Source organism: Streptomyces durocortorensis, from assembly GCF_031760065.1.
Lineage (GTDB): Bacteria > Actinomycetota > Actinomycetes > Streptomycetales > Streptomycetaceae > Streptomyces.
In genome coordinates this window covers 3,671,201-3,692,638 of the sequence record NZ_CP134500.1, presented here as the reverse complement: position 1 = coordinate 3,692,638, position 21,438 = coordinate 3,671,201, and the positions used below count along the sequence as shown (strand labels likewise).

The window sequence follows — 21,438 nt, the reverse complement described above, 5'->3', positions numbered from 1 at the left end:
CGCCCCTGTCGTGATGATGGTTCAGCCCACGAGCGCGTTGGGCTTCCCTTCGCTGCGCGGCCGTTCGTCGACCATCTTGCCCCAGACGATCAGCCGGTAGGTACTCGTGAACTCCGGTGTGCAGGTCGTCAGCGTGATGTACCGGTCCGGCTTGGTGAACCCGGAACCCACCGGCACCGGTTCGATCACCGAGATGTTGGACGGCGATGTCTGCGGCAGGATGCTCGACATCTCGTACGTGTAGTACGCGTCGCGCGTCTCGACCACGATCGGGTCACCGGGGCTGAGCTTGTTGATGTAGCGGAACGGCTCACCGTGGGTGTTGCGGTGCCCGGCCACTGCGAAGTTGCCCAGCTCGTCCTCGGGCATCGCCGTCTTCAGCTTGCCCTCGCCGTAGTGGCCGACCATCCCCCGGTCGAGGACCTTCTCCTTGTCGATGCCCTCGGCGATCGGGACGACGACGTCCAGCTTCGGGATGTGCATGATCGCGAAACCCTGTCCGGGGGCGAACACCCCCGGCTTGCGGTCGCCGTTGGCCCACTCGTCCTGGATCTTGTCCGTCTCGCGGCCCGCGATCTGCTCGGCCCGGATGTTGGTCCACCAGAGCTGATAGGTGACGAAGAGCAGCATCAGGACGCCGAGGGAGATGAACAGCTCGCCGACCACCCGGCTGGCGACCACCGCCGGGCTGTCCTTCGCCGCCCGCGCCGCACGCCGCGCCTCCACTCGGGACATCGGCGCGGTGGGCACGGCGGACGCCGTGGCCGGTGGAGCGGCCGGTCCCGGGCGCCGACGGCCGCGCCCCTTGGCCGCCCTGCGCCGCTCGGCCCGCCCGCCGGGGGCGGGGGCGGGCCCGTCCGAGATGCGGCTGAGGACCTCGGTACGGGGCTCTGTGCGGGAATCGGTACGGGGCTCGGCGGCCGGGTCCGGGCCCAAGTCCCGGTCCGGGCCCAGATCCCGGTCCGAGTCCGGGTCCGGGGCGAGGGCCAGCCCCCCCTGCTCCTCGGGCGACGCTATTCGCCGGGGGGCCGCCGTCCGGAGCCCCATCGTCTCGTCGGGGCGCGACACCGGTCCGGGGGTGAGCACGGAGGCCGGGTGGGCCGCGTCGAGGACCGGGTCCGGGTCGAGCACGGGGACCGGGTCCGGCGCGAAAGCCGCTCCCGGCACAGCGCCCGCACCCGTCGCAGAACCCGCGCCAGGCACGGAACCCGCTTCGGGCGCAGGCGGCCGCTGGGAGCCGTACCAGTCCCGTTGGTAGCCCTCGGGGTCGTACCACTCGTCCGGCGCTCCCTGGGGCTGCTGGAGGTCCTGGTAGGCCCTCTGCTGGGCCTCGGGTGCCGGCCTGCCGGGAGCAGGCTCGTCCGGTCCGTCCTGGGCGCCCGGGATGCTGTCCGCCCGGAACCACGGCGAGGCGTGCTGCCCCGGGAGGGGATCGTTCAGCGGATCCGTGAGGCCGCCCACCGCCGCCACGAACCCGCCGTCGGTCCCGTACGCCCCTTGCGCGTACGGGCCGCCCTCCTGGCCGGCGTCCTGGGGGCGGCCCGGGTTCACGCGGCGGCCTTGCCCACCACCGGCGCGAGCCCCGCCGACCGCGCGACGGCCCCCTGGTCGCCGCACTGCTCCAGCCAGTTGGCGAGCATCAGATGGCCGTGCTCGGTGAGCACCGACTCGGGGTGGAACTGCACACCCTCCACGGCCCGGTCACGGTGGCGCAGCCCCATGATGATGCCGTCCGCCGTGCGGGCCGTGACCTCCAGCTCCGGTGGCAGCGCGGCCGGTTCGGCGGCGAGCGAGTGGTAGCGGGTCGCGGTGAAGGGGGAGGGCAACCCGGCGAAGACGCCCTTGCCCTCGTGGGTCACCGGGGAGGTCTTACCGTGCAGCAGTTCGGGGGCCCGGTCGACGACACCGCCGTACGCGACCGCCATCGACTGCATCCCCAGACAGACGCCGAAGACCGGAACGCCGGTGTCCGCACAGTGCCGGACCATCTCGACGCAGACGCCGGCCTGCTCGGGCGTGCCGGGGCCCGGCGAGAGCAGGACCCCGTCGAAACCGTCCTGGGCATGGGCGGTGGTCACTTCGTCGTTGCGCAGGACCTCGCACTCGGCGCCGAGCTGGTAGAGATACTGGACGAGGTTGAAGACGAAGCTGTCGTAGTTGTCCACGACGAGGATGCGTGCGCTCACTGGTCGGCTCCTGCTCCACCGGCGCTCTCGCCGTCGACGGTCACATCACCGAACGGAAGCAGCGGTTCCGCCCACGGGAAGACGTACTGGAACAGGGCGTAGACGACCGCCAGAACCAGCACGAGCGAGATGATGCTCCGCACCCATGCGTTGCCCGGCAGATGCCGCCAGATCCAGCCGTACATTCGACCCCTCCATTCGGTACCCGCACCAGACTAGAGTGCCGCGGCCGGAGCGGGGGTCAGCTGTGGAAAACCACGAGTCGGGCGCGGGCCGGGCGCGAGGCGGGCACGGGTCGGGCGGGTCCGACGCAGGTCAGCCGGTGAGGTCCGGCGGCTTCCCCTCGGCCACCGGCCGGGTCGCGTCCAGGTGGGCCCAGGCGATCAGCCGGTGGCTGCTGCCCCACTCGGGCTCGCAGGTGGTGAGTGTCAGATAGCGGCCGGGCTCCTCGAAGCCGGAGCCGCGCGGCACGGGGTCGACGGCCCCCGTGTCGGTGGGCACGGTCCGGTACGGCTCCTTCGCGATGCGGTACGTGAACCAGGTCGTGCCGTCGTTGACGATCACCGCGTCCCCGGGGCGCAGCTTCGGGAAGTCCTTGAAAGGGTCGCCGTACGTCCGCCGGTGCCCGGCCACCGCGAAGTTGCCCGTGTCGCCGGGGCGGGCGGTTCCGCTGTAGTGCCCGAGCCCCTTCTGCAAGGTCCTGGCCTCGGTGTTCTCCAGCACCGGCCACTCCCAACCGGAGCCGAAGCGGGGGATGTGCATCGTCGCGAAGGGCTTTCCGGCGCGGTACGGGGCCGGAGCGGCCGAGGGGGAGGGCTCGGCGGAGAGGGAGGGGGAGGGGCCGGTGGAGGCGGGTGGCGGGGCGGGCGTCACCGGCTGCCGGGCCCACTGGCTGTGCAGGCTGTCGATCTCGCCCTCGGCGGCGTCGGCCGCCTTCACCCCGGTCCAGAACAGGATGTGGACGACGAAGAGCACGATCAGCGTGCCCACGGTGATGCACAGTTCGCTGAAGGTTCTGACGACGAGTCGCACCGACAGTCGTAACGACACCGGACGGCCTCCCCGGGGGATCAGCTCGGGTTCACTCCGCAGGCTTCGCGTAGTGGAGATCCACTGTGCCCGAGTAGCCGGGAAGAGTCACCGCCTCGTTCTCGTCGACTTTCCAGCCCAGCCCGTACGCCTTCACATACAGCTGGTAGTTCTGGATCGCGGTGGAGTCGTTGAGCGCCCGCTTGAGCCTGCCCGGGTCACCGATCGCGGTGACCTTGTACGGCGGGGAGTAGACGCGGCCCTGGAGGATCAGGGTGTTGCCGACGCAGCGCACCGCGCTGGTGGAGATGAGCCGCTGGTCCATCACCTGGATTCCCCGGGCCCCGCCCTGCCACAGCGCGTTCACCACGGCTTGCAGGTCCTGCTGGTGGATGACCAGGTCATTGGGCTGCGGCTCGGGGTAGCCCGGGTTGGCGGTGGCGTCGGGGGGCGCGTCGTCGAGGGTCACACTGACGGAGTGGCCGGTGATCTCGGTGGTACCCGCCGCCTTCTCCAGGGCCTCCAGCTTGGCGTCCTCGGCCTTGGTGGAGCCGTCGTCACGCTGGGCGAGGGCCTCGATGTCCGAGCGCACGGCCGCCGTCGACTCGTTCAGCTCGGCGTTCTTCTCACTGCGCTCCCTGATCAGGTCGGAGAGCTTGAGCAGGGAGGAGTCGCTGCGTAGATCGGTGCCCTTGGCGGCGTTGGCGCTGGTGACGAAGATGAGTCCGGCCAGGGCGAAAACCGCAGCGGTGAGTGCCCGGGCCGCCCACACGGAGGTGTGCCGGGCCGGGCCTTCGGGGGAGTCGGCAGAATTGCTCAACGTACCCTTATCTCATCAGGCGCCAGGGAAGCACTACGCTAACGGACGCTTGGGGGAGGCAGCATTCCCCCTGGCACCCGCCCCCGGCGCCCGCCACAGATCCCTGCGCGGTCACGCAGCGCATCGACAGGAGAGTCCCTCGTGCCGAAGTCACGTATCCGCAAGAAGGCCGACTTCACGCCGCCCCCGGCGAAGCAGGCAACGGCCATAAAGCTGACCAACCGCAGCTGGGTGGCTCCGGTGATGCTGGCCCTGTTCCTCATCGGACTGGCCTGGATCGTGGTGTTCTACGTGACCGAAGGCGATCTGCCGATCGACGCCCTGGGCAACTGGAACATCGTGGTCGGCTTCGGCTTCATCGCCGGTGGCTTCGCCGTGTCGACGCAGTGGAAGTAGAGCGGACCCCGGTCAGCTCTACTGATTCCTGCGCGGCACCGCTGGTGCCTGCACCGTTCTTCCCGCACGGCGCCGCCGGTACCGGCACGGCTCCTTCCTGCGCGGCACCGCTGGTGCCTGCACGGCTCCGCTGATACCTGTGCGGCACCCACCCGCGCAAGCCTTGCCCTGAGTTACCCACAGAGTTATCCACAGCCGGGGGAAAAGGTCAGACGATCTGTGGATAACCTCCACTCAAGTTGACGCCGGTGTGACTGCAGCCTCCCTCATCGAGGGGGGCTGCACTCCGTGGATCAGGTGAGAAAACCCAGGTCAGCGACAAGTGGCACAGATGTTCCTCTTGCTCCACGCAAGATTTCGCGCACACTGTGGACAACTTCGGTCACCCTGGGGGTGAAGAGCCCCATTCCGCTCAGGTGAGCGCGATTGTCCTGGCGACGACGATCCCGAGGGTGGCCAACAGGACCAGCGCACAGGTGCCGGCCTGCACCAGCGTGCGGTGCTCGCGCGGGGCGTGCACCATGCCGAGAGCGATGGCGACGCCCGCCACCAGACCGCCGACGTGCGCCTCCCAGGCGATACCGCCCCAGGTGAAGGTGAAGACCAGGTTCAGCGCGAGCAGCACCAGCACCGGGCGCATGTCGTAGTTCATCCGGCGCATCAGGACCGCGGTGGCGCCGAACAGGCCGTAGACCGCGCCGGAGGCGCCGAGCGACCCCTGGTTCGGCGCGGCGATCAGATAGGTCAGCGCGCTGCCCGCGAGGCCGGACAGCAGATAGAGCGCGAGATAGCGGGACCGGCCGAGCGCGGCCTCCAGCTGTCCGCCGAGCCACCACAGCCCCAGCATGTTGAACCCGATGTGCCACACCTCCTGGTGCAGGAACATCGAGGTCACCAGGCGATACCACTGGCCCTCGGCGACGCCCTCGATGGACCCCGGCGGCGGAGTGGGGTCCCAGGCCCGCCCGAGCAGCGTCAGATCGTTGAGCAGGGTGGGACCGGCTGCGGCGACCAGGACGAAGACCGCCAGATTGATGCCGAGCAGGATCTTGGTGACCAGCCGCGGATCGGCGGCCACCGTCCCGCCCGCCAGGGTGCGCGGACGGCTCGCCGCCGGGTGGTGGCCGGTGCCGGAACCCTGGCGTACGCAGTCGGGACACTGAAAGCCGACCGAGGCGCTGACCATGCACTCGGTGCAGATCGGCCGCTCACAGCGCGTACAGCTGATCCCCGTCTCGCGGCCCGGGTGCCGATAGCAGGTCGGCGTCGGCACGCCGCCCGCCGAGGCGTCACGGTCTGGCGGCGGCTGCTGGTCCATCGCTCCTGGCCTGCCTCTCGGGTCCTCGTGCTTCCGGCGGCGCGGACGCGACCGCCCCGCCGGCCCGCTATGAACATGTACGGACGGGCGGGGCGGTTGGTTCCCGGCCGGTGTCAGCGGCGTGCCGCGGAGCGGTCGGCGGGCGTCAGCGGGTCTCGACGACCACCGACTCGATCACCACGTCCTTCAGGGGACGGTCGGTGCGCGGGTTGGTCGGGGTGGCCGCGATGGCGTCGACGACCCGGCGGCCCGCATCGTCGGCCACCTCGCCGAAGATGGTGTGCTTGCCTGTCAGCCAGGCGGTGGGTGACACCGTCAGGAAGAACTGCGAGCCGTTCGTCCCCGGCCCCGCGTTGGCCATGGCCAGCAGATACGGCTGGGTGAAGCCCAGCTCGGGGTGGAACTCGTCGGCGAACTGGTAGCCCGGACCGCCCGTGCCGTTCCCCAGGGGGTCTCCACCCTGGATCATGAAACCGCTGATGACGCGGTGGAAGACCGTACCGTCGTACAGCCGGTCCGTGGTGGTCTCGCCGGTCTCGGGGTTGACCCACTCACGCTGCCCGGTGGCCAGCTCGACGAAGTTCCTGACGGTCTTGGGGGCGTGGTTCGGCAGGAGCCGGATCTCGATATCGCCCTGATTGGTCTTCAGAGTGGCGTAAAGCTGCTCGGCCACGATCCGCCTTCCCTCATCCTTCGCTGACGTCCGCATCCTCCGCCGACGTCCGCCGATCCTCCCACGGACCGGGAAACGTACGGCCGGATGCCGGGCGAAACGGCGCGTTCAGGAGCGAACCGTGGCATTGTCGTCGGCACACTTCGGATACACCGTTATGACCCCAAACGGCGATCATGACCCGGATGCCCGTCCCGCATGCCGGTCATGGCCGCGGCAGGCATGATTTCGAACTGGGCGGACAGGCGGAGTACCTACCCGCCACCAAGGAGGAGGATCCCGTGACCCGCATCGACAGCGTGCGCGCCGCAACCGACTCGGCGAAGTGCAGCGCGCGGCACGCCGCGGAAGTGGTGGCGCCCTACGCCGGCACGGCCAAGGAGCAGGCGACCCATTACGCGCACGAGACCCGCGTGCGACTCGCACCCAAGGTGACCAAGGCGGCCGAACAGGCCCGTGTCCAGTACGACTCGCATCTCGCACCGCGCATCGAACAGGCCCGGAGCCATGTGCCGCCCCGGGTCGACGAGGCCGCGCAGCGTGCGGCGGCCTCGACCAGGAAGGCCGCACGGAGCGCCGCCGATTACACGGCGCCGCGCGTCGAGCACGCCCGCGCCGTGGCCCAGCCCATGGCCGAGCAGGCCTCCGCCCGCAGCGCGGCGGCCCTGGCGGCGCTGCGGACGCAGGTGACGGCCAAGGAGATCCAGAAGCTGGCCAGGAAGCACCAGCGGCGGGCCAAGGCGGGCCGGGCCGCGAAGGGCTTCCTGGTGCTGGGGGTCCTCGCGGGCGGCGCCTACGCCGCCTGGCGCTGGTGGGACAAGCAGGCCAACCCGGACTGGCTGGTCGAGCCGCCCGCCCCCACCGAGGTCGGCGACGAGCGTTCGCCGCTCAGCTCGGTCGACGGCAGCGACCGGTCGGACCTCGACCCGGAGGTCCGCGCCAAGCAGGCCGAGGCCGAGGCGGGCAACGGGGACAACCCCGGCCCGGACGACCGGCCCTGACGGCGAAGGCCCGGGGAGAGCACGAACGCGGCTGCGGAACCACCCCGGTGGTTCCGCAGCCGCGTTCGTGCGTCGTCCTGGTTGCTCGCGCCCTCTCTACTTGCTCACGGCGAAGCGCATCAGGGCCTGCTCGTCCCCCTGCTTGATCTTCCCGGTCTCGTTGATCACCTGGAGCTTCCAGCCCGCGCCGTCCCGGATCGCCTTGGCCACCGCGCAGCCGTTGTCCTGGGTGAGCAGGCTCGGCCAGATGTCGGCGACCTGCTGCGTGCTGCCGCCCGTCGCGTCGTACACCTTGAAGCTGATGTTGCGCGCGTTCTTGAAGGCGCTGCGCTTCTTGTACGCGGCGGCGACGAACACGATGGCCGTGATGTTCGACGGCACCCGTGCGAACTCGACGGTCACCGTCTCGTCGTCGCCGTCCCCGTGCCCGGTCTGGTTGTCACCGCTGTGCACGAGCGAGCCGTTGCCCAGCGGGTCCAGGGAGTCCAGACCGGCCAGCCGTACGGGGTCCTCGCCCTGCATCGCGATGGCGATCAGGTCGAGGTCCGTCCCGGCCTTCTGCCGGATCTTCCCCATCAGCCCGCCGCTGCTCCCGACGGTCGGGTCCCAGGACACCCCGATGGACAGGTGGGTCACCCCGCCCAGATCCGCCGGGCCGTCTTCCTTCTTCAGCGTGATCATGCCTGAGTCCTTTGGTGGCTCGACTGTTTACGGATGAAGTGTGCCTGGTGCTCCGCCCTGCGGGGATTCGGGGATGGTGAAGATGTCCGTCCGGTGCGCAGCGGGCAGCCCGCCTGGAAGCGGCTCTCGGCACCGGGACGCTCCATGATCTCAGCGACGTTGCGGCGGCGGGCGCGCACGGACATGCCCATGCGCTTGGCGATCGTCCGGTCGGATGAACTGGTCGGCGAGGGTGCGGACCTCCGCGCGCATGTGCGAGACCCGTTCGACGTACTCGCGGGTGCCCGACGGGTGGACGCAGGACTTCGGCGCGGCCCGCCCCGCCCCCGGAAACAACACGAGGCAGGGGCGTCCGACGTATTCGGTCCGGCCTGTCTCTCAGGCGATCCCCGCCACCTTGTCCGCGAATTTGTTGAGGTTGTCCATCGCTCGCGCGATGCGCTCGTCCAGGGTGAGCGATTCCTCGTACTGACTGAAACGCAGTTTGGGCTGCCGCTTCCCGCGCATGTACAAGGAACAGGCCAGGTCCGCGCACATATAGATGCCCACGGTATTGCCCTGCCGTCCGGATGGGCCGGCCAGCGGCGCGACAAAGAGGTTGACACCGGACGACGAATGCGGGGTCAGGCATATCTGACACATGCTGGACTTCATCACGCCCTTCCGGGCGGCGCTGGAAACACGCAGGGTGATGGCGCGCGGCCCGCCGTGTCCCGGCATGACGATGTGCGACCGCAGCAGCGCGCCAGGGTCGACCCAGCCGAGGAAGTCCAGGTCTTCCCAGGTAAGTTCGCCGAAACCGAGCGGCAGGCGCAGCCGGGACGCCTCCCCCTTGGTGCAGTTCACAAAGGAATTCCGGATGACTTTCTCACTCAATGGGTCCATGGTCAGTAAATATATCGGAGGCACCCAGGGGGGAACGCGTGATTTTCGGTGGAGACCGCCGAACCTGAAGGAATAGCGATCCAGTTTGCACCACTATTGCCCGATATGCCGGGTGCTCGCGTTGCCGTCATGCAGGTAGGTGAGCCACCGACTCCGCTCGTTTCATCCGCTGCGAAGTACGGAATCGAGCCGTACCGCTCCGGACAGGCAAAGTCCGCAGCACCGATGGACTCTCTCTTTTGCAGTCGGAGCAGACGAGCCTGCGCGCATCATCTCAGGAAAACAAATAGAGGCACGACTCTCGGGTATGTTCGTCTGTGTTCTCGGCCTCTCCGAGTCCGCGCGCAACGACGACTTCTTCGCCTGCGGCGGAGATTCCACCCTTGCCGCCCGCAGGAGCGGCTCAGGCCAAACGCCTGGCCCACCACCTGAGGCGGCTCGGGGTCGGCGCGGACGATGTGGTCGGCATGGAGCCGGAGGGCGGGATCGACAGTCTCCTTCCTGGTCCTGGCCTTGGACAGAGCCATGGTCCCGCAACGGACCCTCAGGTCCCGGGCCCGGCATGACTGTCCGCCCCTGCGCCAGTGCGCCGACCTGGCCCTCTTTCGCCGTGCGGACGGGTTGGCTACTGTGGGTCATCTACGCTCGCGACGGGAACCAGGAAGCCGGTGGGAATCCGGCACGGTCCCGCCACTGTGACCGGGGAGCGGACCCCACGCACGACCACGGCCGGAAGGCTGGAAGGTCGGGGTGAGCGACGATCCGGGAGTCAGGACACTGACCTGTCGCGGACACCATCCACGGGGCGTGGACCCCAGGAGGCGTGCAAGCGGCCTGCCGCAACGGTATGTGCGGCAGGTTCGTTCGGGTGCTCGGCATGCGGCGGGTGCGGCCCGGTGGGCCGAAGCCGACGTGCGCCGCCGTCCCGGGTGCCGGTCCCCTGGCGGCCTGTACCCCGGACGCGAGAGGAACCCGGATGCCTGCCGTGTTTTCCCGGAGGACACCCCCTGGCCCCCGGCCGAGCCTGGACGTTTCGCGTCGCCGGTTGCTGGGAGGCGCGCTCGCCGCGGCCGCCCTGCCCCTCCTGGGGACCGCCTGCGGACGTACCGGGCAGGAGAAGTCCGGCAAGGGGCTGACCGTCACCGATCTGACCGGTAAGAATCTCGAACTGCCGGGACCGGCACGCCGGGTGGTGACGATCCCGCTGCCCGCCGCGTCCATGGTGGTCGCGGTGAACGGGGGGCCGGATGTGCTGGCCGGTATGAACGCCGCGTCACTCACCGCGATCAAGGGCAGCTTCCTGGGCGAGGCGCATCCGGAGCTGCTCAAGGTGCCCACCGATGTGGCCGGTGCCGAGTTCGCACCCAATGTGGAGAGCGTCCTCGCACGGCGACCTGATGTGGTGATCCAGTGGGGAGACCGGGGCCCGGGCATCGTCGACCCGCTGCGCAAAGCGGGTCTGAAGGTCGCTCAGCTCACCTATGGCACCCAGGCGGACCTGGAGGGCGCCATCGCCATGTACGGCCGGCTGCTCGGCAAGCAGGACCGGGCCGACCGTATCGCCGACGGCATGCGCCGGCGGCTGAAGAAGCTGCGCACGGAGATTCCCGGCCGAGCGGGCCCCCCGCCGTCCGTGCTCTATCTGCGCGGAGCCGCCGACGGTCTGCAGGTCGGAGGGGGCGACTCGTACAACCACTTCGTCACCGAGCTCGTCGGTGGCCGCAATCCCGCCGCCGAGATCAAGGCCGAACAGGCCACCATCGATGTCGAACAGCTGCTGAGGTGGGACCCCGACATCATCCTGCTCGGCAACTTCGGCCCGGCCACACCACAGGACATGTACGACGACCCCGCGCTGGCAAGCCTGCGGGCTGTGCGGGGGCGTCGTATCTACAAGGTGCCGCTGGGCGGATACCGGTGGGATCCGCCCAGCCAGGAGTCACCGCTGATGTGGCAGTGGCTCGCCGGTCTGGTCCACGGCACCGGGGGCGCGGGACTGCGGGCCGAGGTCGTCCGTGAGTACGCCTTCCTCTACGGCGCCGAGCCCACCGACAGCCAGCTGGACACCATCCTCAAGCTGTCGGCCAACTCCGGCTCCCGGGACTATGACGACTTCGGCCGCTGAGCGGACAGAGGGGCGCGGCACCGGCCCCGCTGCCGTGCCGGCCATCGGGCGCCGACGGCAGCGTTCAGCGCTGATCGGGCTGCCGGTCGCCGTGCTGCTCATCGGCGTCATCGCCCTCGGCGTCGGCCGCTACACGGTCGGCTTCGACGACGTCGTACGGATCCTGCTCGGGCGGATACTCCCGGTCGAACGGACCTGGTCGGACACCGAGGAGGCCGCCGTGCTCCACGTGCGGCTGCCGCGGGTACTGCTGGCCATGCTGGTCGGCGCGGGGCTCGCGGTCTGCGGTGCGGCGCTCCAGGCAGTCTTCGGCAACCCGATCGTCAGCCCGCAGATCCTCGGTGTCTCCTCCGGAGCGTCCTTCGGCGGGGCGCTCGCGATCGTGCTCGGCCTGGGGTCGGCCGCGCTGGTTCTCGGCTCGTTCGGCTTCGGGCTGCTCGCGCTGGTGGCGGTGTTCGCCACCAGCCGGGTTCGCGGACCCGCGCCACCGCTGACGATCGTGCTCGCCGGCATCGTCGTCGGAGCGTTCTTCTCGGCGCTGGTCTCCCTGCTCACGTATCTCGCCGACCCCTACGGCGAGCTCCAGTCCATCGTGTTCTGGCTGCTGGGCAGTCTGGCCACGGCCACCTACGGCAAGGTCGCCGTGGCCGCGGTGCCGGTCCTGCTCGGTGGGGCGCTGATCTACGCACTGCGCTGGCGGATCAACGTTCTCTCCCTCGGGGACGAGGACGCCAAGATCCTCGGACTGCGCCCGGGGCAGCTGCGCTGGATGCTGCTCACCGCGGTGGCCGCGGTCGTCGCCGGAGCGGTCGCGGTGAGCGGCGTCATCGGCTGGGTGGGGCTGGTGGTGCCGCATCTGGCCCGGCTGTGGGTCGGCCCCGACCACCGGGTACTCATCCCGGTGAGCCTCGGCCTGGGTGCGGCGTACCTCACCGTCATCGACACCGTGACCCGCAACCTGGGCGTGGCCGAGATCCCGCTGGGCGTCCTCACCGCGCTGATCGGGGCGCCGGTCTTCCTCCTCCTGCTGCACCGCAGCCGCCGACGGATGTGGTCCGATGCTTGAGTTCGACGGCCTCGGCTTCTCCCACGACCCCGGAAAGGAACCCGGAAACGAATCCGGAAACGAATCCGGACGGTGGCTCTTCCGCGACGTCTCCCACCGGCTCGCCCCCGGCGAGATCCTCACCGTCCTCGGACCGAACGGCCGCGGCAAGACCACCCTCCTGCGCTGTGTCGCCGGCCTCACCACACCCACCGAAGGACGGATACGGGCCGACGGCGCGGTCGGCTTCGTCCCGCAGAGCCACCACACCACCTTCGCCTACACCGTCCTGGACATGGTGCTGATGGGCCGCGCACGCCACCTGCGTCCGCTGGCCACCCCTGGCCGCCGGGACCACGAACTCGCCCATGGAGCCCTGGAGCGAGTCGGGCTCACCCATCTGGCCGACCGCGACTACCCGACGCTGAGCGGGGGAGAGCGCCAACTGGTGCTGATCGCACGGGCGATCGTCGGCCAGGGCCCGGTACTCGTCCTCGACGAGCCCGCGGCCGCGCTGGATCTGCGCAACCAGGGCAGAGTGCTGCATCTGCTGCGCGGCCTCGCCGACGAGGGCCGCACCATCGTGCTGACCACCCATCACCCCGACCACGCGGTGGAGATCGCCGACACCGCGATGCTCATGTTCGGCGGCACCGATGTACGGGTCGGCCCGGCCGCGGGACTGCTCACCGACAGCACCGTCGGGGCCCTGTACGGCGTCCGCGCACACACCCTCGTCCTCGACGAGGAATTCGGTGGCGCGCCCCGCCGAGTGATCGTCACCCGTTACGACCAGGAGCTGCCCTCATGACCACCGCCCACCGGCCGGAGAGGTGCCGTCCATGACATCCCTGCCCGCCATCGCCTGCACGGTGCGCCCCTGGGCGCAGTTCCCGCTTCAGCGTGCGCTGCACGGCATCCGTACGGCCGGTTTCAACGCGGTCGCCCTCCCGGTGCACGGGGTCACCGAGGTGATCACCCCCGACACCCCGGCCGCAGGGGCCGAGGAGATCGGCGCGCTCATCCGCGACCACGGGCTGCGGCTGCTGGTTCTCAGCCACGCCGCCGACCTGGACCGTGGCGACGACCGGGCGCTGGGCGCGCTGCGCCGTCAGATCGACCACTGCGCCAGGCTGGAGGTGCCGACCCTGGTCGACATGGGGTGTCCCGAACTCACCCACGGCGCCCGCTATCTACGGCTCATGGCAGCCGCCGCCCCGTACGCCGCCGCCCATGGGGTGACCATCGCCGTCAAGCCGCACGGCGGGCTGACCCGTACCGCGGCCGACACCTTGTCCGTCGTCGAACGCGTCGGCCACGACGCCTTCCGGGCCTGCTGGGACGCGGGCAACCTGGTGCACTACGGCGGCGAGCCGCCCGCTCGGGGACTGGCCGAACTCGCCCCGTACATCGCCGCGGTCGGCGTCCGTGACCACCCGGTCCGCGGCCGTTACCGAGCCACCACCACCGGGGGCATGCCGCCCGCGATCACCCCCGGCGACGGCATCGTGGACTTCACCGAGCTCTACCGGACCCTGCGCGCACACGGCTTCACCGGCCCGAGCGCCGTGGAGAGCGTCACCAGGCTCGGCACCCTCGAAGAGCTCGACTCCGAGGCGGACCGGGCCCGCCGAAACCTGCTCGACGCGATGGCCGGCCGCGTACCGGACCGCCCGGAACCGGCGCGTACGATCCCGGCCCGGCAGTCCTGCTCCCTCGTCGCCCGCACCGCCGCGGAGGACCCGATCGGCACCGCCCGCCCCTTCGACCGGTTCCTCATGCTCGAACTCCCCCTGCCCTGGCCACCGGGGATGGGCACCCCGGTGTGGGAGACCGACCGGGTCCCCGCCCCCCTGCGTGCCGCACTGCGCACCGCCACCCGCCGCACCGGGGAACGCGGCCTGACCATGAAGACGTTCGCCGCCGCACCCGACCCGGAGTACTCCACCCCCGGCCTGATCCGGATCATCCGCTTCGACCGCGCCCCGGGCCCGGCCGCTCCCCTGGCCCGTACGGAACACCACATCCCCACCGACCGGGCCCCGGCCCTGATCGACGGTCTCTTCACCGACGACCCTGCCGCCCTCACTCCCTTCGCCCAGTACCGCGACCCGACCCCGCACCGTGACCTGGTCGTCTGCACCCACGCCTCGGTCGACGCCTGCTGCGGCACGCTCGGCTACCCGTTCTTCCAGCAGCTCCGCCGGACCCACGGCAGCACGGGGACGGTACGGGTGTGGCGCATCAGCAGCTTCGGCGGCCACCGCTTCGCCCCCACCCTGGTCGATTTCCCGGAAGGCCGCGTCTGGGGCAACCTCACCCAGGCCCGCATGGACCAACTGGTCAACCGCACCGGCGACCCCGCCGATCTGATGGACCTCTACCGAGGCTGGGCCTGTCTTCCCCACCCCGGCGAGCAGGTCCTCGAACGCGAGCTCTTCCGTACGTACGGATGGGACTGGCCCGCCCACCACCTGAGCCTCCACCCGACCGCCGACGCCCACTACCGCCTCACGGCCCACGACCCCCGCTCCGGCACCACCCGCCACCACACCGCCGAACTCCACCCCCTGGGCCCGCGGCCGGTCCTGATCGGCTGCGACCGCACCGCCGGAGAAATCCAGCGTTACACCGCTTCCCTCAACCCCCGGACACCGCCGAGCCACTCCCGCCCGTGCTGACATGTCAGCACACAAAAATCCCCCCTGACCCACGTTTCCGCAGGTCAAGGGGGATTTCTAAAAGTGGAGCCTAGGAGATTCGAACTCCTGACATCTGCCTTGCAAAGGCAGCGCTCTACCAACTGAGCTAAGGCCCCGGGCCACAACGAACGAGGGCAACGCCCAGCACATCCGCGCCAGGGCTACCGTCGCAGACCAGAGTACCGGGTACCCCCCGCATTCCTCCAAAAGGATAGGGACTCCCGATGAACGACCACTCTCCGTAAGATGCTCGACGAGGTTCGCAGCAGCGAAGCCGCAGCGAAGGGGAGACGCCATGGACACAGCGCAGCAAGAGGCAACGGCAAGAGCCAGAGACCTTCAACGCAGTTGGTACGGAGAGCCTTTGGGGGCGCTCTTCCGTCGGCTGATCGATGATCTCGGCCTGAATCAGGCCCGGCTGGCCGCGGTTCTCGGGCTGTCCGCTCCGATGCTCTCCCAGCTGATGAGCGGCCAGCGGGCCAAGATCGGAAACCCCGCCGTGGTCCAGCGCGTCCAGGCCCTTCAGGAGCTGGCGAGCCAGGTGGCCGACGGCAGCGTCAGTGCGGGCGAGGCGACCGACCGGATGGAGGAGATCAAGAAGTCGCAGGGCGGATCGGTCCTCACCGGCACCGGCCAGACCAGCTCCACCGGCGGCGCTCCCACCGTCCGCCGCGTGGTGCGCGAGATCCAGTCCCTGCTGAGGTCCGTCGCGGCGGCCGGCGACATCATCGATGCCGCGGACGCCCTCGCCCCGACCCACCCGGAGCTGGCAGAGTTCCTCAGGGTGTACGGCGCGGGGCGCACCGCGGACGCGGTCGCACACTACGAAGGGCACCAGAGCTAGCAGCTCCGGAGCACGACGTAGCGACGACGTAGCGACGAACGACGACGGAGCCAGGGCCCGCGCACAGCGCAGCGCCCTGGTACCGCAACAGGGACGGGGAGCGGGCGCAGCGCAATGGGTGAGGTCTTCGCTGGTCGGTACGAGCTGATCGATCCGATCGGACGTGGTGGGGTCGGCGCCGTCTGGCGGGCCTGGGACCACCGCCGCCGCAGGTACGTGGCGGCCAAGGTGCTCCAGCAGAGCGACGCGCACACGCTGCTGCGCTTCGTCCGCGAACAGGCGCTGCGCATCGAGCACCCCCATGTGCTCGCCCCGGCCAGCTGGGCCGCCGACGACGACAAGGTCCTGTTCACCATGGACCTGGTGAGCGGCGGTTCGCTCGCCCACGTCATCGGCGACTACGGCCCGCTGCCGCCCCGCTTCGTCTGCCTCCTCCTGGACCAGCTGCTGTCCGGGCTGTCCACGGTGCACGCGGAGGGCGTCATCCACCGCGACATCAAGCCCGCCAACATCCTGATGGAGGCGACCGGAACGGGCCGCCCGCATCTGCGGCTCTCCGACTTCGGCATCTCGATGCGCAAGGGCGAGCCCCGGCTGACCGAGACCAATTACGTGGTCGGGACGCCGGGTTACTTCGCCCCTGAGCAGATGATGGGCGCCGAGCCCGATTTCCCGGCGGATCTCTTCGCGGTCGGCCTGGTCGCGCTCTACCTCCTCCAGGGACAGAAGCCGGACTCGCAGGCACTGGTCGAGCGCTTCACCGCCCATGGCACCCCGGGCGCCCCCGAGGGCATCCCCGAACCGCTGTGGCAGGTGCTCGCCGGTCTGCTCCAGCCCGACCCGCACGCCCGCTTCCGGACCGCGACGGGCGCCCGCAAGGCGCTGACCGCGGCGGTCGAGATGCTGCCCGAAGCGGGCCCGGACGACGAGCCGGTGGAGGTGTTCGACCAGATCGGCCCGTTGCCGACGGGATTCGGCCCCGACGGCCCGGCGACCGCGCCCACGGCAGGGCGGCCCGCCGGTTCACCCGCTGGACCGCCCGCCGGAGAACCACCCGCCGGACCACCCGCCGCAGAACCGCCCGCAGGGCAGCCCACGGCAGAACCGCCCGCCGCGGCGGGCGGTTCTGCACAGCAGACCGGTTCACAGCCCGCCGCACAGCCCTCCCCCCAGCCGCCGCACACCGCCCCGCCCGTGTCGATGTCGGAGACGGGCAGCTTCCACCTGGCCCCGCCGCCCCGGCAACAGGACCAGCCCCAGGCCGCGTTCCAGCAGCAGCAGCCGTCCGAGCCGGTCCCGGCGCCCGCGCCGCCCCCGTACGCCGTCGGCGCGCAGGACCCCTCGCAGGCGGCGACCGCCGGCGTCCCGCACGGCCCCGGGGCCACCCGCGCCTACACCGCCCAGCTGCCGCCCCAGCAGCCTCAGCCGGGCGCTCAGCCGGGCCCACACGTCCCGAGCCCCCCGGTGCAGCACGCCGCACCCCACGCTCCCGTACGGGCAACGCGTCCGGGACCGCCCCCGAAGGTCGCGGTCCCGGTGCTGGTGGTGGCGCTGATCTGCTTCGCGGTCGGCATCTGGGCCCTGACCCAGGTCTGAGGCCCTACCCGGCCGCCATCGGCCCGAGCTGCGGCTACCAGCCCTGCTGCGGCGGCGGTTGGTGCCCGGCCGCCACGGGAGCCCCGGCCGCACGGCGACGGGCCAGCAGCGTCCAGACGCCGAGACCGAGCACCAGCACGGCGCCCGTACCGATGCCGGCCGCCGCGACCACCTGCATCGTGCCGCTCTCCGCTGCCTGCTGCTGGTTCTGGCCCTTCCGGGCGGTGTCCTTGTCCCGCTCGGTGACGCCGAAGACCCCGGCATCCCCCTCGTACGGGGACTCCTCGGCCTTGTTCTTCACCTGGACCGCCAGCTCCAGCCGAATCGGCTCGCTGCCGTAGCTCTCCTTCAGCTTCGGGCTCAGGCTCACCGACAGGTAGTACCAGCCCGCGAAGCGCATGGTGTTGACCTGCGTCGAGGAGGCGAACCGGTTGCGGTAGGACACCGGTGGCAGCGGCCTCAGCGACGTGGAGGCGGGCCTTCCGGAATAGGAGAGGGAGGTGTCGGCGACATGGCCCTGGGCCGGGTTGTCGAGCGACAGGGTGAGCGCGTTGCCCACGAAGTCCGTCTTGCCGTTCGGGCTGTTGGCGAGCCGGGCGGTGGTGTGGATCTGCTGGCCCCAGTCCACCGGCACCCGGTAGAAGCGGGTCTCCCCCGGGGCGACGGAGTCCTTCCACTGGCCGGTCTCCAGGCCGGTGGCCTCGGAGTAGCCCGCCCCGCCGGACCGTTCCTGCGGCTGCCCGGCGAGTGGTTCGGGCGTCGCCGAGGGGAAGCCCGACGGGGCTGCGGTGGGCATGGAGGCACCGCTCTTGAGGCGCGGCTCCTGAAGGAAGCGCAGCTCCAGGTCCCAGGCCGCCGGGCTGGACGTCTCCTTGCTCTCGCGCTCGACGAGGACGTCGTACTGCCCGCCCTCCTGGCAGGTGGTGCCGCCCTCCTTGGGCGTCCGGTAGGCGTACGCGGTGATGGGGCGCGCGTACCCGCCCGAGCCGAAGTTCGCCCGCTCCGAGCTGCACCGGGAGTCGTCGAGGTCCCGGAGGCTGATGGTGATGCCGTCGCCGTAGGCGACCGCGCCGCTGTCGCCCGGCACCGCGACCGCCGAGACATAGGCGGTGGAGACGTCGTCCAGCGTGACCCGGTAGTAGAGCTTCTGGCCGGGCTCGATCGTGCTGCGGTACGGGACGCCCTCGTCCAGCGTGGACGCCTCGACGTTGGTCTCCGCGCCCTGCACGTTCTTCGCGGCGGGGTCGAACGCGTACTTCCCGGGACCGGCAGCGTGCGCCTGGCCCGGGAGCACCGCCACCGCGCACATCGCCGCGAGTGCCGCGGCCACCACCCGCCCCCTGTTGCGCTGCCTGTTCACGCGCTTCCCCTCATCGTCCTCACCCACCGGCGCCCCTCGGCCGCGCGGCCGCGATGCCGGTCCATCCTGCCGCGCCCGCACCGCCGCTGTCTCCGGCCGCAGCCGGATTGTCCCTCACGCACCCCACCCCCTTTGCCCAAGCAACCCAATAATTCGCTTCGGCGAACCCAAGGGCGCGGGCCTCAGCGGCACGACCGGCCCCGGACAGCACGAAGCCCCGGCCGCTTCAGCGACCGGGGCCCGTAACAGACTGTGCCGTCTCACACACCCGAACCTGCGGGCACGGAGTCGGTCGCCTCCGTCCACAGATCCTGCTCGGCGCGATCCGCCTGGATCTGGCGGTACACGAGGAGCCCGCCGATGGCGGCCAGTGCGACCAGGAGAAGCTTCTTCACCGCGCGACCTCGTCTTTCCTTGGAATAGGGGCCTTCTGCCGCCGACTATACACACCGGCCGATACCGATCGGTGACCTCCCCGGAACCCAAAAGCAGCCCGTTCCAGGCATCCCGGACGACCTCCCGGACCCCTTTCAGACCGCGCACGAGGACCTGTCCAACCCGGTTGCACCATACGAGTGGTGTTAATCCGAAGATCGGCGCAGTGCGGGCGTCGCTCCCCGAAAACTCGGCCCGGATCCACATGATCGGAGAAGTCAGCAACCGGACCGTCCGAAAGCGAGGGGCCATGAGCACCTTCCAGCCCAAGAACATCTGGACCGCCTTCGTCACCGCCTTCTTCGCCCTCCTGGCGTCGCTGGGCCTCGCCACCGCCGCGGCAAGCACCGCGAACGCCACGAACGCCACGAACGCCGCCGCGCAGCCGAGCGCCACGACCCACGAGCACACGGGTGCCACCGCGGCAACTCCACTCGCTCCCTCGGTGCGATGGACCCTTCCGCGTGACCGGGCCCTGCCGCCCACGATGAAGCAGCGCATCCGGGCCGAGGCCCACGGCTCCTCCCCGGCCACCCGCCACCTGTCGCCCGACGCCGCGGACACCGCCCGTACGACCGGCCCGGCCGACTCCCACCGCACAGCCCCGGAAGGCGACTCCCCGGTGCCACCCCCCTGATCCCGGCCGCCACCGCGCTCCGGGGCCCCTGGTCCGGTTTCACACCGGCCGGGGGCCTTCTCGCGTACCCGGGGCCCCTTTCGTACGCGTCCGGTCCGCCGACGAGCGGTCCCCGGCGGACCGGACGACCATGGAGAGGTCCGGCGCACCGCCGAAAGGACCGTTCGATGAGCTCTCGTGGCAGTACCTTCGCGGCCCTCGGCGCCGCCCTCGCGCTCCTCGCGCTCCCGGCCTGCGGGGCAGCCTCCATCGGTACGGGGTCGAGCCCCGGCAGCGCCGTACCGGCGGCGGCGACCAGCAGCCCGGACGCCGGCGCCCCGCCGGGCGCGGAGATCCTCGGTACGTCCAGCATCGGCGAGCCGTTCAAGCTGACCATCGACTCCACCAACGAGGCACGGCCCGACGAGTTCGAGATCACCGTCGAGGACGTCACCTGCGGCGAACCGCTGGACCCGAAGGTCCTGGCACACGACTCCCCGAGCGCACCGACAGCACCCCCGACGCCCGAGGACGGGAAGCAGTTCTGCGTGGTCAGCATGGAGGTGCTCAACGTGGGTAAGGGCGAGGCCAGATGGACCGCCGACGACACAGTCACCCTCAACGTGGACGACACCGCGTACAGCCAGACCCGGAGCGACGCCCAGCTCACGAGTGCCTACGAAGAATACTGGTACGACCAGGGGGAGCCCCGGCCGTCGTTCGGTCTCAACCCGGCGAGCAAGGGCCCGGTGAACGCCGTCTTCCAGATCCCCGCCGCCGACGAACCCACCACTCTCTGGTTCGCGGCCGCCAGATGGCTGAAGCTCTTCGACCCGGAACCCGGCTACCTGATCCAGCTCCAGCCCCCCGACCAGCGCTGAGCCCGCCCACATACGCCGAAGGCCAGTGAGTCACGTGACTCACTGGCCTTCGTACTGGTGGGGCTAACAGGATTTGAACCTGTGGCCTCATCCTTATCAGGGATGCGCTCTAACCAACTGAGCTATAGCCCCGCCGCGCTGTTGCGCTGACTTCTGAAGATTAGCGCACGTCGGGGCCAGTCCCAAAATCGATACCCGGCGCGCTACTCGTCCTCGGCCAGCGTGAGCTCGACGCCGCCCACGAAGCCCGCCGACAGGTTGTAGATGAAGGCGCCCAGCGTCGCCAGCGCGGTGGCCAGCACCACATCGATCACGGCGATGACCGAGGTGAAGATGAGCACCCGCGGCAGCGACAGGAACGACTGGAGGTCGAAGCCGTTGCTCTCGTTCGAGCCGGTGGCCTCGCTGATCGTGCCGCCCACGGTGGAGAAGACGCCCATCGCGTCCATGACCATCCACAGGATCGCCGCCGCCACCACCGTGCAGATGCCCAGCGCGATCGACAGCAGGAAGCTGACCTTCATCACCGACCACGGGTCGGCCTTGGCCACCCGCAGACGGGCTTTGCGGGTACGCGGAGTGGTCCGCGCGCCCGTGCGCGGCTTGCGCGTCGCCTGCGCGCCGCCCAGCGTGCCGCCGCCCTGGGTGCCACCGTCGGGCGACTGGTACGCCTGCGGCGGGTGGTACGGCCCCGACGGCCCCGGCGCGGGCTCACGCTCGCCGGGCAGCGGCCCGGTCGCGTAACCCTCGTACTGGGGCTGAGGCCCTCGTGTGTCCGTCACAGTGCCCCCTTGGGAGTCCGTGGCAGGGCCACGGGCACCGTTCGCTCCAGCTCCGGAAGCGGC

22 protein-coding genes, 2 tRNA genes and 1 riboswitch are annotated in these 21,438 nt (G+C 70.5%); of the genes, 10 read left to right on the top strand and 14 right to left on the bottom strand.

What is annotated here, in order from left to right; all coding sequences use genetic code 11:
• Nucleotides 1-21: 21 nt before the first annotated feature.
• The 5 genes from RI138_RS16285 to RI138_RS16265 form a co-directional block, all read right to left on the bottom strand.
• The gene (locus tag RI138_RS16285; protein WP_398864288.1) at nucleotides 22-1,386 is read right to left on the bottom strand and encodes a class E sortase; all 1,365 of its coding nucleotides are present in this window, start codon (nucleotides 1,384-1,386) and stop codon (nucleotides 22-24) included.
• A gap of 161 nt (nucleotides 1,387-1,547) precedes the next feature.
• Nucleotides 1,548-2,186, bottom strand: a complete 639-nt coding sequence (locus RI138_RS16280; protein WP_096630103.1) for an aminodeoxychorismate/anthranilate synthase component II — start codon at nucleotides 2,184-2,186, stop codon at nucleotides 1,548-1,550.
• Entirely contained in the window at nucleotides 2,183-2,371 is a 189-nt protein-coding gene (locus RI138_RS16275) for a hypothetical protein (RefSeq protein WP_311120509.1), read from the bottom strand. Before RI138_RS16275 ends, RI138_RS16280 begins: the two co-directional genes overlap by 4 nt.
• Nucleotides 2,372-2,501: 130 nt before the next feature.
• Nucleotides 2,502-3,224 carry a class E sortase gene (locus tag RI138_RS16270; RefSeq protein ID WP_311122909.1) on the bottom strand — a complete coding sequence of 241 codons (723 nt, stop codon included), beginning with the start codon at nucleotides 3,222-3,224 and terminating at the stop codon, nucleotides 2,502-2,504.
• Nucleotides 3,225-3,267: 43 nt separating this feature from the next.
• Nucleotides 3,268-4,035 carry a DUF881 domain-containing protein gene (locus tag RI138_RS16265; protein WP_311120508.1) on the bottom strand — a complete coding sequence of 256 codons (768 nt, stop codon included), beginning with the start codon at nucleotides 4,033-4,035 and terminating at the stop codon, nucleotides 3,268-3,270.
• 141 nt (nucleotides 4,036-4,176) lie between these two features.
• On the opposite strand from RI138_RS16265, the gene crgA reads away from it, so the two are divergent.
• Entirely contained in the window at nucleotides 4,177-4,431 is a 255-nt protein-coding gene (crgA, locus tag RI138_RS16260) for a cell division protein CrgA (RefSeq protein ID WP_032776522.1), read from the top strand.
• A gap of 412 nt (nucleotides 4,432-4,843) precedes the next feature.
• On the opposite strand, the gene RI138_RS16255 is transcribed toward crgA, so the two are convergent.
• On the bottom strand, nucleotides 4,844-5,749 hold the full coding sequence (locus RI138_RS16255; protein ID WP_311120507.1) for a rhomboid family intramembrane serine protease: 906 nt from the start codon (nucleotides 5,747-5,749) through the stop codon (nucleotides 4,844-4,846).
• 145 nt (nucleotides 5,750-5,894) lie between these two features.
• Nucleotides 5,895-6,422 (bottom strand): peptidylprolyl isomerase, encoded by a 528-nt coding sequence (locus tag RI138_RS16250; protein ID WP_096630098.1) that lies wholly within the window; start codon nucleotides 6,420-6,422, stop codon nucleotides 5,895-5,897.
• Nucleotides 6,423-6,703: 281 nt separating this feature from the next.
• On the opposite strand from RI138_RS16250, the gene RI138_RS16245 reads away from it, so the two are divergent.
• Complete coding sequence (locus tag RI138_RS16245; RefSeq protein ID WP_096630097.1) at nucleotides 6,704-7,423, top strand: DUF5324 family protein; 720 nt, start codon at nucleotides 6,704-6,706, stop codon at nucleotides 7,421-7,423.
• 96 nt (nucleotides 7,424-7,519) lie between these two features.
• On the opposite strand, the gene RI138_RS16240 is transcribed toward RI138_RS16245, so the two are convergent.
• Nucleotides 7,520-8,104, bottom strand: coding sequence for a TerD family protein (locus RI138_RS16240; RefSeq protein ID WP_311120506.1), 585 nt, complete (start codon nucleotides 8,102-8,104; stop codon nucleotides 7,520-7,522).
• A 378-nt stretch (nucleotides 8,105-8,482) separates the two neighbouring features.
• The gene (locus RI138_RS16235) at nucleotides 8,483-8,989 is read right to left on the bottom strand and encodes an FBP domain-containing protein (protein WP_311120505.1); all 507 of its coding nucleotides are present in this window, start codon (nucleotides 8,987-8,989) and stop codon (nucleotides 8,483-8,485) included.
• A gap of 615 nt (nucleotides 8,990-9,604) precedes the next feature.
• Nucleotides 9,605-9,789, top strand: a riboswitch (cobalamin riboswitch).
• 245 nt (nucleotides 9,790-10,034) lie between these two features.
• On the opposite strand from RI138_RS16235, the gene RI138_RS16230 reads away from it, so the two are divergent.
• Genes RI138_RS16230 through RI138_RS16215 form a run of 4 tightly spaced genes read left to right on the top strand, consistent with a single transcriptional unit; the run spans nucleotide 10,035 to nucleotide 14,840 of the window.
• Nucleotides 10,035-11,114, top strand: a complete 1,080-nt coding sequence (locus tag RI138_RS16230; RefSeq protein WP_311120504.1) for an ABC transporter substrate-binding protein — start codon at nucleotides 10,035-10,037, stop codon at nucleotides 11,112-11,114.
• On the top strand, nucleotides 11,095-12,180 hold the full coding sequence (locus tag RI138_RS16225) for a FecCD family ABC transporter permease (RefSeq protein ID WP_311120503.1): 1,086 nt from the start codon (nucleotides 11,095-11,097) through the stop codon (nucleotides 12,178-12,180). Before RI138_RS16230 ends, RI138_RS16225 begins: the two co-directional genes overlap by 20 nt.
• Complete coding sequence (locus RI138_RS16220) at nucleotides 12,173-12,970, top strand: ABC transporter ATP-binding protein (RefSeq protein ID WP_311120502.1); 798 nt, start codon at nucleotides 12,173-12,175, stop codon at nucleotides 12,968-12,970. Before RI138_RS16225 ends, RI138_RS16220 begins: the two co-directional genes overlap by 8 nt.
• A 31-nt stretch (nucleotides 12,971-13,001) precedes the next feature.
• Nucleotides 13,002-14,840 (top strand): TIM barrel protein, encoded by a 1,839-nt coding sequence (locus tag RI138_RS16215; protein ID WP_311120501.1) that lies wholly within the window; start codon nucleotides 13,002-13,004, stop codon nucleotides 14,838-14,840.
• Between the two features lie 64 nt (nucleotides 14,841-14,904).
• Here RI138_RS16215 and RI138_RS16210 read toward each other — a convergent pair.
• Nucleotides 14,905-14,977: transfer RNA gene (locus RI138_RS16210), tRNA-Ala, on the bottom strand.
• A 179-nt stretch (nucleotides 14,978-15,156) separates the two neighbouring features.
• On the opposite strand from RI138_RS16210, the gene RI138_RS16205 reads away from it, so the two are divergent.
• Nucleotides 15,157-15,705 (top strand): helix-turn-helix domain-containing protein, encoded by a 549-nt coding sequence (locus RI138_RS16205; RefSeq protein ID WP_311120500.1) that lies wholly within the window; start codon nucleotides 15,157-15,159, stop codon nucleotides 15,703-15,705.
• Between the two features lie 114 nt (nucleotides 15,706-15,819).
• On the top strand, nucleotides 15,820-17,301 hold the full coding sequence (locus RI138_RS16200) for a serine/threonine-protein kinase (RefSeq protein WP_311120499.1): 1,482 nt from the start codon (nucleotides 15,820-15,822) through the stop codon (nucleotides 17,299-17,301).
• Between the two features lie 34 nt (nucleotides 17,302-17,335).
• Here the strand turns inward: RI138_RS16200 and RI138_RS16195 are convergent, their stop codons facing one another.
• Both RI138_RS16195 and RI138_RS16190 read right to left on the bottom strand, forming a co-directional pair.
• Complete coding sequence (locus tag RI138_RS16195; RefSeq protein WP_311120498.1) at nucleotides 17,336-18,661, bottom strand: hypothetical protein; 1,326 nt, start codon at nucleotides 18,659-18,661, stop codon at nucleotides 17,336-17,338.
• A 260-nt stretch (nucleotides 18,662-18,921) separates the two neighbouring features.
• Nucleotides 18,922-19,056, bottom strand: a complete 135-nt coding sequence (locus RI138_RS16190; protein ID WP_003958712.1) for a DLW-39 family protein — start codon at nucleotides 19,054-19,056, stop codon at nucleotides 18,922-18,924.
• A gap of 290 nt (nucleotides 19,057-19,346) precedes the next feature.
• Here RI138_RS16190 and RI138_RS16185 point away from each other — a divergent pair, with 290 nt between their 5' ends.
• Nucleotides 19,347-19,733 (top strand): DUF6344 domain-containing protein, encoded by a 387-nt coding sequence (locus RI138_RS16185; protein WP_096630083.1) that lies wholly within the window; start codon nucleotides 19,347-19,349, stop codon nucleotides 19,731-19,733.
• A 167-nt stretch (nucleotides 19,734-19,900) separates the two neighbouring features.
• The gene (locus RI138_RS16180) at nucleotides 19,901-20,593 is read left to right on the top strand and encodes a hypothetical protein (protein ID WP_311120497.1); all 693 of its coding nucleotides are present in this window, start codon (nucleotides 19,901-19,903) and stop codon (nucleotides 20,591-20,593) included.
• Between the two features lie 55 nt (nucleotides 20,594-20,648).
• On the opposite strand, the gene RI138_RS16175 is transcribed toward RI138_RS16180, so the two are convergent.
• Both RI138_RS16175 and RI138_RS16170 read right to left on the bottom strand, forming a co-directional pair.
• Nucleotides 20,649-20,725 (bottom strand) — tRNA-Ile (locus RI138_RS16175).
• 71 nt (nucleotides 20,726-20,796) lie between these two features.
• Entirely contained in the window at nucleotides 20,797-21,375 is a 579-nt protein-coding gene (locus RI138_RS16170) for a DUF3566 domain-containing protein (protein WP_096630072.1), read from the bottom strand.
• Between the last annotated feature and the right edge of the window lie 63 nt (nucleotides 21,376-21,438).